Source organism: Rhizobium sp. J15 (assembly GCF_002531825.1).
GTDB lineage: Bacteria > Pseudomonadota > Alphaproteobacteria > Rhizobiales > Rhizobiaceae > Rhizobium.
The window spans coordinates 67348-81722 of the sequence record NZ_NWSX01000008.1 but is presented as its reverse complement, the minus strand read 5'-3'; the positions used below and the strand labels follow the sequence as shown (position 1 = coordinate 81722).

Annotated in this window: 8 protein-coding genes; 6 read left to right on the top strand and 2 right to left on the bottom strand. The window is 62.2% G+C overall.

Annotation, left to right across the window (positions count from 1 at the left end; translation table 11 throughout):
• Nucleotides 1-107: 107 nt before the first annotated feature.
• Nucleotides 108-3107 (bottom strand): DNA polymerase I, encoded by a 3000-nt coding sequence (gene polA / locus CO670_RS09475; protein ID WP_097590003.1) that lies wholly within the window; start codon nt 3105-3107, stop codon nt 108-110.
• A 427-nt stretch (nt 3108-3534) separates the two neighbouring features.
• Here polA and CO670_RS09470 point away from each other — a divergent pair, with 427 nt between their 5' ends.
• Nucleotides 3535-3951 carry a MarR family transcriptional regulator gene (locus CO670_RS09470; RefSeq protein WP_088676433.1) on the top strand — a complete coding sequence of 139 codons (417 nt, stop codon included), beginning with the start codon at nt 3535-3537 and terminating at the stop codon, nt 3949-3951.
• 43 nt (nt 3952-3994) lie between these two features.
• Here the strand turns inward: CO670_RS09470 and CO670_RS09465 are convergent, their stop codons facing one another.
• On the bottom strand, nt 3995-6379 hold the full coding sequence (locus CO670_RS09465) for an EAL domain-containing protein (protein ID WP_097590002.1): 2385 nt from the start codon (nt 6377-6379) through the stop codon (nt 3995-3997).
• Nucleotides 6380-6689: 310 nt separating this feature from the next.
• On the opposite strand from CO670_RS09465, the gene CO670_RS09460 reads away from it, so the two are divergent.
• The 5 genes from CO670_RS09460 (at nt 6690) to dnaK (ending at nt 14360) form a co-directional block, all read left to right on the top strand.
• Nucleotides 6690-8078 carry a dipeptidase gene (locus CO670_RS09460; protein WP_097590151.1) on the top strand — a complete coding sequence of 463 codons (1389 nt, stop codon included), beginning with the start codon at nt 6690-6692 and terminating at the stop codon, nt 8076-8078.
• 377 nt (nt 8079-8455) lie between these two features.
• Nucleotides 8456-9097, top strand: coding sequence for an SH3 domain-containing protein (locus CO670_RS09455; protein ID WP_097590001.1), 642 nt, complete (start codon nt 8456-8458; stop codon nt 9095-9097).
• A 362-nt stretch (nt 9098-9459) separates the two neighbouring features.
• The gene (locus CO670_RS09450) at nt 9460-9681 is read left to right on the top strand and encodes a hypothetical protein (RefSeq protein ID WP_097590000.1); all 222 of its coding nucleotides are present in this window, start codon (nt 9460-9462) and stop codon (nt 9679-9681) included.
• A 152-nt stretch (nt 9682-9833) separates the two neighbouring features.
• Nucleotides 9834-12161 (top strand): transglycosylase domain-containing protein, encoded by a 2328-nt coding sequence (locus tag CO670_RS09445; RefSeq protein WP_097589999.1) that lies wholly within the window; start codon nt 9834-9836, stop codon nt 12159-12161.
• A 282-nt stretch (nt 12162-12443) separates the two neighbouring features.
• Nucleotides 12444-14360: a molecular chaperone DnaK gene (dnaK, locus tag CO670_RS09440; RefSeq protein WP_097589998.1), complete on the top strand. Its 1917-nt coding sequence runs from the start codon at nt 12444-12446 to the stop codon at nt 14358-14360.
• The last annotated feature ends 15 nt before the right edge of the window (nt 14361-14375 follow it).

Here is a 14375-nt window from a genome sequence, read left to right as displayed (position 1 = left end):
TAAGTTCCTTCCTGCCGTATCGTTCCGATACGGCTTCTGGGCGTAAATCGCTGCGATTTCAATGAATTGCGTAAATCGGAAAAATCTTCGCTTTTTTAAGGGAGGAGCTAGTGGGCCTCGTCCCAATTGGTGGCGGCGCGCGCATCCACCTTCAGCGGCACGCGCATTTCGAGCGCCGGCATGGTGGCGTTTTCCATGACCGAGACGATGATGGGCATCGCCTTTTCGACATCCTCCTCCTCGACTTCGAAGATGAGTTCGTCATGCACCTGCAGCAGCATGCGAACGCGCTCGGCAAGGCCGGCTTCAACAAGCGCCGGCTCCATCTTGATCATCGCCCGGCGGATGACGTCGGCGGCCGAGCCCTGGATCGGGGCGTTGATCGCCGCGCGCTCGTTGAAGGCGCGCACGGATGGATTGGAAGACCGAATCTCAGGATAGTTGATTCGCCGGCCGAAGATCGTCTCGACATAGCCCTTGTCGCGCGCCATCGCCTTGCGGCTGTCCATATAGTCGCGGATGCCGGGGAAGCGCTCGAAATACTTCTTGATGTAATCGCCGGCTTCCGACCGCTCGATCGAAAGCTGGTTGGCAAGTCCGAAGGCCGAGATGCCGTAGATGATGCCGAAATTGATCGCCTTGGCGCGGCGGCGGACCTCACTCGGCATGCCTTCGACGGGCACGCCGAACATTTCCGACGCCGTCATGGCATGGATGTCGACGCCCTCCTCGAAGGCCCTGGTCAGTTGCGGGATATCGGCGACATGGGCGAGCACGCGCAGTTCGATCTGGCTGTAGTCGGCCGAGATCAGCTTGTGGCCCGGCGTCGAGATGAAGGCGGTACGGATCTTGCGGCCTTCGGCGGTGCGCACGGGAATGTTCTGCAGGTTCGGCTCGGAAGAGGACAGGCGCCCCGTCGTCGTCGATGCCAGCGAATAGGAGGTGTGGACCCGCTTTGTTTCGGGATGGACATAGCCGGGCAGCGCGTCGGTATAGGTGGATTTCAGCTTGGTGAGCTGGCGCCAGTCAACGATCTTGCGCGGCAGTTCGAAACCGGCGGCGGCGAGATCCTCGAGCACCGAAGCGGAGGTCGACCATTGCCCGGTCTTCGTCTTGCTGCCGCCGGCAAGGCCCATCTTGCCGAACAGGATATCGCCCAGCTGCTTCGGCGAACCGATATTGAAACGCTCGCCGGCCAGCGTGTAGATCTCGTCCTCCAGGCGTGCGGCGCCCTGGGCGAGCTCGCCGGAGAGGCGTGACAGGATCTGCCGGTCGACGGTGATGCCACGCGCTTCCATGCGCGCCAGCACCGGCAGCAGCGGCCGTTCCAGCCGCTCGTAGACGCTGGTCAGCCCCGCGCCCGCAAGCCGCGGCTTCAGCACCAGCCAGAGGCGCAGCGTCACATCGGCATCTTCGGCGGCATAATGGGTGGCGCGGTCGATATCGACCAGATCGAAGGTGACGTTGGCCTTGCCGCTGCCTGCCACATCCTTGTAGGGGATGGGCGTATGGCCAAGGAATTTTTCCGAAAGCGGGTCCATGCCGTGGGCGCCGGTGCCGGCGTCGAGCACGTATGAAATCAGCATCGTGTCGTCGAAACTTCTGGTTTCGACGCCGTAGCGCTTCATAAGCAGGTAATCGTATTTCAGGTTCTGGGCGACCTTGAGAACCGATTCGTCCTCCAGCAAAGCCTTCAGCCGCGGCAGGGCATCGCGCATCGGGATCTGGTTTTCGGCAAGGCCGCCGCCGAGCAGATCGCCGACGCCGTTCTTGTGCGCGAGCGGTACATAGGCGGCGCGGATCTTCGTGCCGGTGGGATCGGCCAGATTGTCGGCGATCGCCAGCGAGAAGCCGACGAGTTCGGCCTGCATCGCATCGAGCGAAGTCGTCTCGGTATCGAAAGCGACGAGGCCGGTATCGCGCGCATCGGCGATCCAGCGGTCGAGGGTGGCGAGATCGCGGATCGTCACATAGGCGGAATGATCGAAGGGAAGCGTCGCGAAGGCCTCGGCCCGCGTCTTGGCAAGGTCCGCCGGCGAAAAGGCGCCTTCGACTGCGGCCTTCGCCTTCGCACGCTGCGGCACCGGCACGGCTTCACCGGCAACATCGGGGATGCCGCCGGCGACCGGTTCCGGCTCTGCCACGCTGAGATCGGGACCGTGGGCCTTATCACCCCATTCGATGCGCACGACCGCCGGCTCGATGACGCTCGCATCGCAATCGCAGACTTCGGCGACCCGGCGCGTCAGCGTGGTGAATTCCATCGCCTTGAGGAAGCCGATCAGCTTCGGTCCGTCCTGCGGCTCCAGCACCAGCGCATCGAGATCGAGATCGAGCGGCACGTCGATGCGCAGCCGCACGAGTTCGCGCGAAAGCTTTGCCATGTCGATATTGGCGAGGATGGTCTCCCGGCGCTTGACCTGCTTGATCTCGGTGGCGCGTTCGAGCAGCGTATCGAGATCGCCATATTCCTCGAGCAATTGGGCGGCAGTCTTCGGGCCGATGCCCGGAATGCCGGGAACGTTGTCGACGGAATCGCCGGTCATCGCCTGCAGATCGATCATCTTTTCCGGCGGCACGCCCCATTTCTCGATGACGTCAGGGATGCCGATCTGCTTGTCCTTCATGCTGTCGTACATGTGGACATTCGGTGTGACGAGCTGCATCAGGTCCTTGTCTGACGAGACGATGGTGACATCGGCGCCCGATGCCTCGGCCAGGCGGGCGTAAGTGGCGATGATGTCGTCGGCCTCGAAGCCTTCGGTCTCGATGCAGGGCAGGTTGAAGGCCCGCGTCGCCTCTCTTATGAGGCCGAATTGCGGAACGAGTTCCTCCGGCGGCGCCGAGCGATTGGCCTTGTAGGCGTCGTAGAGATCCTTGCGGAACGTCTTGGCGGAATAGTCGAAGATGACGGCAAGATGGGTCGGCGTGACGCCGACATCGGTATTGCGCGCATCCCTCAAGAGCTTCCACAGCATGTTGCAAAAACCGGAAACGGCGCCGACCGGCAGGCCGTCGGTTTTGCGCGTCAGCGGCGGCAGTGCGTGAAAGGCCCGAAAAATGAATCCCGAACCATCGACTAGGAAGAGGTGATCGCCTTTTTTCATGCGTGCATGGATAGCGCGGGCACGGGACGAGGTCCATATAAAGTTCGGGACGTCTGGAGATTATGGCGTTCGAAATGCAGGGGATTTCTGCTCACCAAACTGTTACCGATTTGTAACGTACCGTTACCCTTGAAAAACCACATTCGTAATCACAAATCCATGTCACCGGCGCTTGATGCGCCGCGGGTCTGATCACCGGCTTGTCCCCCGCCGCGTCAGGCTTGGACAAAGGCCTTATCCCCCTCTCCGGGCCTTTGTCCTCACCATCAAGCCGCCATGGCCAACCTCCAGGCCATGGCGGCTTTATGTTTTTTGCAGCCACTCGAAATTATGGTCCCGGCTCATATGTTTTGGATCATCCTGGGCGATTTGCTGCATTGTCTCCGGCATGCTTTTGAGCCAACTTGCAATCATGGGATTTAACCGCATGGATTCGGGAGCTTACCTTGCCAGCCAGTTGGCGAAAGGTTTTGCCCGCTCGCTGCACCAGCGCGCGGTCGGGCTTGGTTTTTCTCCGGGCCAGTTTCCCATCCTGCTGGAGCTTTGGGCCGAAGACGGGCTGACCCAGAAACAGCTTCTCGAACGGGTCGACATCGAGCAGGCGACCATGGCCAATACGCTTTCGCGCATGGTGCGCGACGGCTTGATCGAGCGCCAGCCGCATCCGTCCGACAAGCGGGCGCAACTGATCTTCCTGACGCCGAAGGCGCGCGCCATGGAGGCGGAGGCGATCGAGACCGCGCGCGAGGCCGACCTTGCGCTGTTCAAAGGTTTCCGCTCTTTCGAGCGTGAACTGACGCTCGAATATATTCGCCGGCTCCTGGAAAACGCCAAGGCGCTCTGACTATCGCAAAACCGCGCACACATTTGCGCGGCACGCGGTAAGATCAGTCGCTGACAAGGCTTGTGCGCCATCGCGGCGGCGTGCCGGTTTCGCCCTGCCTGGGCATGAAGCCTTGATGAGCGGCAAGCTTTACGCTCGGCTCGATATCCGGCTCGCCGAGCAATATGCCCTGCACCTGCGCGCAGCCTTCCTCGACGACGATCCGGCGCTGCACTTCGGTTTCCACGCCCTCGGTGACCACGGGCATGCCGAGGCTGTGACCGAGACCGATGATGGCGCGCACGATCGATCGTGCCGTCGCATCATGCTCCAGAACGCCGGTGAAGCTGCGATCGACCTTGATCTTGTCAAAGGGGAACGAGCGCAGGTTGGAGAGCGAGGAGTAGCCGGTGCCGAAATCGTCCATGACGATGTGCACCCCCAATTTGCGCAGGCGCTGCAGCGTCACCATCACCCGGTCGCGATCGCGGATCAGAGCTGCCTCGGTGATCTCGAGTTCCAGCCGATCGGGCGCGAGTCCCGTCTCGGCGAGGACCGCCCCGATCCGCTCGCACAGATTGGGCAGCATGAACTGCACCGGCGAAACATTGACTGCAATCCTCAGCGGCTGCGGCCAGCGCATGGCCTCCATGCAGGCCTGCTGCAATATCCATTCGCCGAGCTGGACGATCGAACCGCTTTCCTCGGCGATCGGGATGAAAACGTCCGGCTCGGTCATGCCGTGGCCCGGCCGGTGCCAGCGCATCAGGGCCTCGTAGCCGCTGATCTCGCCACTCTGCGCATTGAGGATGGGCTGATAGCTGACATGAAGCTGGTTGCGGATGATCGCGTGGCGCAGGTCGCTTTCGATCTGGCGGCGGTTGCGCGCCGCTTCGTCCATTTCCGCATCGAAGAAACATGCCTGGCCGCGACCGTCGTGCTTGACACGGTAGAGCGCGGTATCGGCATTGTTGTAGAGTTCTTCGGCCGTGCTCCCATCCCTGGGATAGAGCGCGATGCCGAGGCTGACGCCGACGGCAGTCGGATCCCGGGCCGTGTCCATCTCGGCGGCAAATTCGTCGATGATCGCAGCCGCAAGCCTTTGCGCCGACGCCGGCTGCTGCGCGGCGGGCTGGATGATGGCGAATTCGTCGCCGCCGAGGCGGGCGATCGTATCGCTTTCACCCGCCACCCGGCGCAGGATCGAGGCCACCTTGCAGAGAATGCGGTCGCCTTCGGCATGGCCGAAGATATCGTTGACCGCCTTGAACCGATCAAGGTCGAGAAGGAACAACGCGACCTCGGCGTTCTTTCGTTCGGCCACCTGCAGCGCCTGCCGGATGCGGGTGTCGAAGAGCGACCTGTTCGGCAGATCGGTCAGCACGTCGTGATGGGCGAGGTGCTCTATCATCTCCTCGGCCTGCTTGCGCTCGGTAAGATCGCGCACCGCCAGCACTTCGCAATTGCGGCCACGATAAACGATCCTGCTGGCGGTCGCCTCGACGGCAATTTCCCTGCCGGTGCGGGTGTTCAGCAGCGTCTCGCCGGGCCTGTTCTCCCGCGCTCCCTGAACGACCGTCAGGACATCCGAGGGCGCCTTGCCCAAGAGGTCGGCGAGCGTCCAGCCTGACAAGGCCTGGAACCGCTCGTTGGCGTCGATGATCCGGCCTTCGCGCAGGATCAGCAGCCCCTCCTGCGAGGCATTGGCAAGTCCGCGCAGATCCGTCAGATGGCTTTGGACGAAGACTACGGCAAGGACGACCAGGATGAGAGCGGTTGCCGCCACCACGACGATGGCGGCGAGCACCCTGGTGTCGAGCACCAAGGTGGGAACCTCCTTGCCGGGGTCCGGCACGAGCGTAATGCTGCCCATCGAGATGAAATGGAGCGTGCAGATGGCAAGGACGAAGACCAGCGACGAGGTCAGCAGCCGCCGCATGCCCTTCAGAGTGAAAAAGATATGGAAGGCGGCGCTCGCCAGAAGCATTCCGGCCAGAACCGCTGTCAGCGTCATCACGGGATCGTAGAGGATCACCGCCTGCATCTCGATCGCCTGCATGCCGGTCAGGTGCATGGCGGCAATGCCGAGCGCCATCAGGACGCCGCCGCAAATGCGGGAAAATCGTCCGTCGCGTTGCGTCGCGGCAAGGATCGCCAGCCATGAGCTTGCGACCGACAGAAGAAAGGAAAGCAGGGTCAGGTCGAGCGCATAACTGATCGGCCTGCCGCCGTCATAAGCGAGCATTGCGATGAAATGCGTTGCCCATACGCCGGTGCCGAAGGCAAAGCCGGATGCGCCGATCCAGAGCTTGCGCCGCCCGGCGTCGCACTCCTGCGCACGGGAAAGCAGCAGCATCGCCGCCATGGCGCCAACCAAGCAGACAGCGGCCGCCACCAAGACCAGACGCCAATCGTGATAGTCGCGAATACATGCAATGACCGAAAACATCTGCTCCCCCCGAACAGCTTGCTTCGGCCGATGCTATTTAGCTTGTGCTAAATAACTGTAAATTGAATTAGAACTTTCTTCTTTATTACTAATGCATGTCCTCAGGACGTCTGCAGCGGTTCCGGGATAACGACATGCTCAAAACAAAGAGCGAATGCGCGTCGCATGAATCAAGTTTGATATGACGCGCTTCCGACAAGCGATCCGAGTCGTTTCGGCGCGCTTGCGCCCTATCGATTTTGCTTTTTCCGCCTCGCCTGCCTTTCCGGTTTGGTCTATCGTCCCGCCGAATTTCGAAAAGGAGTCGAAAATGACCGATATACAACCGGTGCTTTCGCGCGCGGACCAGAATCTTTCATCGAGCCTTGAAAAGCTGTTCGAGCTTCTGCGCATCCAGTCGATTTCCACCGATCCCGCCTACAAGGCAGAATGCCGCAAAGCCGCCGAATGGCTGGTCGCCTATCTCCAGGGGCTGGGCTTCGAGGCGTCGGTGCGCGACACGCCCGGCCATCCGATGGTGGTCGCCCACCATGCCGGCGCCGGCGCCGATGCGCCGCACGTTCTGTTCTACGGCCACTACGACGTTCAGCCGGTCGATCCGATCGAACTTTGGGAAAACGACCCCTTCGAGCCGTCGATCAAGGATGTCGGCGAAGGCCGCAAGATCCTGACTGGCCGCGGCACGTCGGATGACAAGGGCCAGTTGATGACCTTCGTCGAGGCCTGCCGCGCCTATAAGGAGATCAACGGCGCCCTTCCCTGCCGCATCACCATCCTGTTCGAGGGCGAAGAAGAATCCGGCTCGCCGTCGCTGAAGCCCTTCCTGGAAGCCAATGCCGCCGAACTCAAGGCCGACTATGCGCTGGTCTGCGATACCGGCATGTGGGACCGCGATACGCCGGCGATCGCCGCAGCGCTGCGCGGCCTCGTCGGCGAGGAAGTGGTCGTGACGGCTGCCGACCGCGATCTGCACTCCGGCCTCTTCGGCGGTGCTGCGGCAAATCCGATCCATATCCTCGTCGAGGCCCTTGCCGGCCTGCACGACGAAACGGGCCGCATCACGCTCGACGGCTTCTACGACGGCGTCGAGGAGACACCCGACAACATCAAGGCTTCCTGGGAGACGCTCGGCAAGACGGCGGAAAGCTTCCTCGGCGAAGTCGGCCTTTCCATTCCATCGGGCGAAAAAGGCCGCTCGGTGCTGGAACTCACCTGGGCGCGGCCGACTGCCGAGGTCAACGGCATCTGGGGCGGATATACCGGCGAAGGCTTCAAGACGGTGATCGCCGCCAAGGCTTCGGCGAAGGTGTCGTTCCGCCTCGTCGGCACGCAGGATCCGGCCGCCATCCGCGAGGCCTTCCGCAGCTATATCAGGTCGAAGATCCCGGCCGACTGCTCGGTCGAATTCCATTCGCACGGCGGCTCGCCGGCGATTCATCTCTCCTATGATTCGCCCGTTCTGACCAAGGCGAAGAGCGCGCTGTCCGACGAGTGGCCGAAACCCGCCATCGTCATCGGCATGGGCGGCTCGATCCCGATCGTCGGAGATTTCCAGAAGATGCTCGGCATGGAATCGCTGCTCGTCGGCTTCGGCCTCAGCGATGACCGCATCCATTCGCCGAACGAAAAATACGAACTCGTTTCCTACCACAAGGGCATCCGCTCCTGGGTGCGGATCCTTCAGGCGCTCGCTGCCTGACCACGCGGCGTTTCGGATACGATAACAAAAAGGCCGGTTGAAACCGGCCCTTCGTCATCCGCTCGCTCAGTGCCAGTTCATCCGTGGTCAAGGAGAAGCGGGTATTGCAGCGAGACTGCCCTCGAAAGGTTAACGCATCGTTAACGCCCCTCAAGCGCGCGGGGTTGCCCGGCTATGGGAAGCGCCGGCTGGCTTCCTGGCATCGGCGGAACATTCCTCGTTCAAGCTGCGTTCATCGCGACCGTCATATAAGCCATTGAAAGACAAGGTGAATGATAACGCTCTCTCGCGTGGAGGGCGAAGGTTTCACCGTTCGGTCGGATGGCAAATACAGTCAGGCGCTGCCCCAAAATGCGCCTATGAGGAGTAAGAGAAGCGTGAAAAATCTGTTTGCTAAAATCGCTGTGGCCAGCCTGTTCGTGCTGGCGCCTGTGATCGCGCAGGCTGCCGAGGGCTATTCGACGGCGAACGTCAATATGCGTGCGGGACCGAGCACCCGGTATCCCGCCGTCGCGGTCATACCCGCCGGCTCTCCCGTCGAGATCCGCGGCTGCCTTTCCGACGTCAACTGGTGCGACGTGGAATTCTACGGCGGCCGCGGCTGGGTCTCCGGCCAATATGTCCAGGCCCTCTATCAGCAGCGCCGCATCTATGTCGGTCCGCAATATTACCGTCCGCTCGGCATTCCGGTCGTCCGCTTCAGCGTCGACAATTATTGGGATCGTTATTACCGCAACCGAGATTTCTACCGCGAGCGTGACCGCTGGAGCCGCGGCCCGGACTATTACTACCGCGACCGCGACAATCGAGACCGGGACCGGGATCGGGACCGGCGGGATCGGGACAACCGGACCGACGACCGGAACTGGCGCGACGGGGACAGCAACCGGGACGGCGACAGAGATTGGCGCAATCGAGCCGGCGACCAGGAGGGGCAGGACGGCTGGCGAGATGGAAATCGCAGGCCGGATCGCAGAGATCCCGATTGCCTCCCCGGCGATCTTTCCTGCGACCAATGATATATAAGGGGCGGCGGCAGCGCCGCCCTTTCGGCATGTGTCGGCACGGCGGGCACTCGAGAAAAAGCCCGGCGATCCCTTGGGGGATGCACCGGGCCTGATGTCGATCGGCGCGTGTTGAGGGGGAGACGGCCGATCATTCGCGGGACGTGAGGGGGCTGTCCCGCTTCCCCATAAACAATCCCGAAGCCTGTTGGTTCCACCTGCCCGAGAAAAGATGTGCGGCGCAGCGGCGTGGGCGTGACAGACGCTTCACCGACAATTTGCTGTGAGGGCCTCGTGACGCCCTTGTCTTGCGGGGTTCTTTATTGCACCTTCACGACGTTGCGGATTGATTTTGATCCGTTCGAGGCTGGAAGCTGATGACGCAAGACTACCTGGCTTTCTTCGGGCTATTCGGCCCTCGGGCGGCCGCCAAAGACGTTACCGTTTGGCATAAATACAATCCCATCCTGCCCGTGCGTCTCACCGATGGGACAAACCTCAATCCTTCCGGCCAGATCTGGCGCCGTTTCCATTTGGGCCAATGGGAATACAAGCAGGACCCGGAGACCGCCGATGATTATGAGGCTCGCCAGTATTGAAGGCGAGAGGCCGTCGTTTCCGCCACTTTATGTTCTTTAACACCCCGTTAAATCGCCGCAATTAAAGTTCACTCGGATGATCACGTCGCTCGCGAGTGCGCCGTTGTGCGAAGCCGGGCTTCGCGATCGAACAGGGGTGTGACCGGTCGGCGATGGCAGGCAGCGGCAGATCAGGCGACAGAATCGAACCTTCCTTCAGCGGCCGTCCGGCACGCGACGATGACGAATTCTCGCTCGATGCCGACGACCGCATTGGCGGAAACCGGTCCGCGCGGCGCGGCAGCTCAAAGCTCCCGAAGCAGCGGGCGGCTCCCCGCCGGCGGCGCGAGCCGCGCGAACGCGAAGGCGGCGGCTTTTTCGGCTTCCTGCGCGGCGTGGTCTACTGGTGCGTCGTGCTTTTCATCTGGGCCGGCATCGGCGTCGCCGGGCTTGTCGTCTATTACGGCTCGCGCATGCCGAGCGCCAGCACATGGGCGATCCCGGAACGGCCGCCGAACGTCAAGATTACCGCCGTCGACGGCAGCGTCATCGCCAATCGCGGCGCCACCGGCGGCGAGGCGCTGTCGCTCGAAAACATGTCGCCCTATATTCCGGAAGCCGTCATCGCCATCGAAGACCGGCGTTTCTATTCGCATTTCGGCGTCGATCCGCTCGGCCTCGGCCGGGCGATCGTCACCAACTTCACCGCCGGCCACATGGTGCAGGGCGGCTCGACGCTGACGCAGCAGCTCGCCAAGAACCTCTTCCTCTCTCCGGAAAGAACCCTGGAGCGCAAGGTGCAGGAGGTGCTGCTCGCGCTCTGGCTGGAGCAGAAATACACCAAGGACCAGATCCTTGCGATGTATCTCAACCGCGTGTTCTTCGGATCGAATGCCTATGGCGTCGAAGCGGCGTCGCGGCGCTACTTCAACAAATCGGCGCGTGACGTGAACCTCGGCGAGGCCGCCGTGCTGGCCGGCCTGCTGAAGGCGCCGTCGCGGCTTTCGCCGGCCCGCGACGCGGAAGCGGCGAATGCACGCGCCCAGCTCGTACTCGCGGCGATGCGCGAACAGGGCTTCATCACCGATTCCGAGGTGAAGACGGCGATGTCGCAGACCCCGGCTTCCGCCAAGAGCTATTGGTCCGGCGCCGGGCACTATGTCGCCGACATGGTGATGGACCAATTGCCCGGGCTGATCGGCGACATCAAGGAAGACGTCATCGTCGATACGACCATCGACAAATCGCTGGAGAAGAAGGCCGAACAATCGCTGGTCGACGTGCTTGACAAGGAAGGCGGCAAGCTCGACGCCTCGCAGGCGGCGCTCGTCTCGATCGACGGGACCGGCGCGATCCGCGCGCTCGTCGGCGGCAGGGATTACGCGGCAAGCCAGTTCAACCGCGCCGTCAAGGCCAAGCGCCAACCGGGATCCTCGTTCAAGCCCTTCGTCTATGCCGCTGCGCTGGAGAAGGGACTGACGCCTTTTTCGGTGTTCAACGACGCGCCGATCCGCATCGGCGACTGGACGCCGGAGAATTACGAGAAGAAATACAATGGCGAAGTGACGCTCGCCACTGCGCTTTCCAAGTCGCTGAACACGGTTGCCGCGCAGCTGGTGATGTATGACGGGCCGGATCAGGTGATCAAACTCGCCCACCGGCTCGGCATCGAAAGCGAGCTGCAGCCGAACGCCTCGATTGCGCTCGGCACATCCGAAGTCTCGCTGATGGAGCTGACCGCCTCCTATGCCGCGTTCATGAACGGCGGCTACAAGGCGACGCCGCACGTCATCCGCCGGGTGACGACCGCCGAAGGCAAGGTTCTCTACGAAAATACCTATGACAGCCCGCCGCGCGTGCTCTCCGAGCAGATCGCCGCCGAAATGGATGCGATGATGATGGGCGTCATCGAAAACGGCACCGGCAAGAGCGCCAAGATCCCCGGCTGGCAGGCGGCAGGAAAGACCGGCACGACGCAGAATTCGCGCGACGCGCTGTTCGTCGGCTTCACCAGCAACCTCACGACAGGCGTCTGGTTCGGCAATGACGACGGCAAGCCGATGAAGAAGGTGACCGGCGGCGGTCTTCCGGCCAAGGCCTGGAAGGAATTTATGATCGCCGCCCACAAGGGTCTTTCGCCGGCTCCGCTCTTCGGCAACGGCCAGCTGATCGGGGATCAGGACAATGGCCAGCCGATGGCGCAGGCCGTACCCGACGGCGGGCAGCCGGTCACGGCCGAGGCGCCGCCGTCGACGACGATCGGCGGCATCATTTCCGGCGTCTTCGGCGGCGACGAAAGTGCCAATCGCTATCCGCAGGCGCCCGTGCGCCAGCAAAATGTGCCGTCCGGAAACGGTCCGGTCCCGCCTTCCGACGTTGCCGAAGGCGACGGGTCCGGCTATGGAAACGTCGTGCCGCCCGGCGATGTCGGGACGCCGCAGGCGACCTCTTCGGTGCAGCCGCGGCGCACCACCCTGCTCGACCTGATCATGGGCCAGTGAGATTTTTGCGGCACGCCCGGCGCAAGCCCCGTACCCTAGGAAACAACTGCCTTGCAGGCCGTCGGCAGACCTCCCTCCCGGCTGCCGTCAAAATTGAATGCAACACATTCGTTTTGCTGGATTCCGGGCCAATTCCCGCCTTGCAGTCCAGAAAACCGCTCCTTATATACGCCGCATCACCGCAATCACGATTGCGTAATCTCAAGTAGACCCATCCCGTAAGGGGCTGTCAGGGAAATGCCTTCTCGGGGTTCCGACAGCTTGCTTCAAGGAGAGAATGACATGGCAAAAGTAATTGGTATCGACCTTGGAACGACGAATTCCTGCGTCGCAGTCATGGACGGCAAGGACGCGAAGGTCATCGAGAATGCGGAAGGTGCGCGCACGACCCCTTCCATGGTGGCTTTTTCCGATGACGGCGAGCGCCTCGTCGGCCAGCCGGCCAAGCGCCAGGCGGTCACCAACCCGACGAACACGCTCTTTGCGGTGAAGCGCCTGATCGGCCGCCGCTATGAAGATCCGACCGTCGAGAAGGACAAGCATCTCGTTCCCTTCACCATCGTCAAGGGCGACAATGGCGACGCCTGGGTCGAAGCCAATGGCAAGGGCTACTCGCCCGCACAGATTTCCGCGATGATCCTTCAGAAGATGAAGGAAACCGCCGAATCCTATCTCGGCGAAAAGGTCGAGAAAGCCGTCATCACCGTTCCCGCCTATTTCAACGACGCCCAGCGCCAGGCAACCAAGGATGCCGGCAGGATCGCCGGCCTTGAAGTGCTGCGCATCATCAACGAGCCGACCGCTGCCGCTCTCGCCTACGGCCTCGACAAGAAGGACGGCAAGACGATCGCCGTTTACGACCTTGGCGGCGGCACCTTCGATATTTCGATCCTCGAAATCGGCGACGGCGTCTTCGAAGTGAAGTCCACCAACGGCGATACCTTCCTCGGCGGTGAAGACTTCGACATGCGTCTCGTCGAATATCTCGTTGCCGAGTTCAAGAAGGACAACGGCATCGATCTGAAGAACGACAAGCTTGCCCTGCAGCGCCTCAAGGAAGCTGCCGAAAAGGCCAAGATCGAGCTGTCGTCCTCGCAGCAGACCGAAATCAACCTGCCGTTCATCACGGCCGACGCCTCCGGCCCGAAGCACCTGACGCTGAAGCTGACCCGCGCCAAGCTCGAAAGCCTGGTCGACGATCTCGTCCAGCGCACGATCGCGCCCTGCAAGGCAGCCCTCAAGGATGCCGGCGTCACCGCTGCCGAAATCGACGAAGTCGTTCTCGTCGGCGGCATGAGCCGCATGCCGAAGGTGCAGGAAGTCGTCAAGCAGCTGTTCGGCAAGGAGCCGCACAAGGGCGTCAACCCGGATGAAGTCGTCGCTCTCGGCGCCGCCATCCAGGCCGGCGTTCTCCAGGGCGACGTCAAGGACGTTCTACTCCTCGACGTGACCCCGCTGTCGCTCGGCATCGAAACGCTCGGCGGCGTCTTCACCCGCCTGATCGAGCGCAACACGACGATCCCGACGAAGAAGAGCCAGACCTTCTCGACCGCGGAAGACAACCAGCAGGCCGTCACCATCCGCGTTTCGCAGGGCGAGCGCGAAATGGCTGCCGACAACAAGCTGCTCGGCCAGTTCGACCTCGTCGGTCTGCCGCCGTCGCCGCGCGGCGTGCCGCAGATCGAAGTCACCTTCGACATCGACGCCAACGGCATCGTGCAGGTTTCGGCCAAGGACAAGGGCACCGGCAAGGAACAGCAGATCCGCATCCAGGCTTCCGGCGGCCTCTCCGACGCCGACATCGAGAAGATGGTCAAGGATGCCGAGTCGCATGCCGCCGAAGACAAGAAGCGCCGCGAGGCCGTGGAAGCCAAGAACCAGGCCGAAAGCCTGATCCACTCCACGGAAAAGTCGCTGAAGGATTACGGCGACAAGGTCTCCGAAGCCGACCGCACCGCAATCTCGGATGCGATCGCCGCTCTGAAGTCCGCGACCGAGGCAACCGAAGCCGACGCCGAAGACATCAAGGCCAAGACCCAGACGCTCATGGAAGTTTCCATGAAGCTCGGTCAGGCGATCTATGAAGCACAGCAGGCCGAAGGCGGCGCTGCTGCCGATGCCTCGGCGGAAGACGGCGACAATGTCGTCGATGCCGACTACGAGGAAATCAAGGACGACGACCGCAAGAAGTCCGCGTAATCCGCGGCGGCGTGG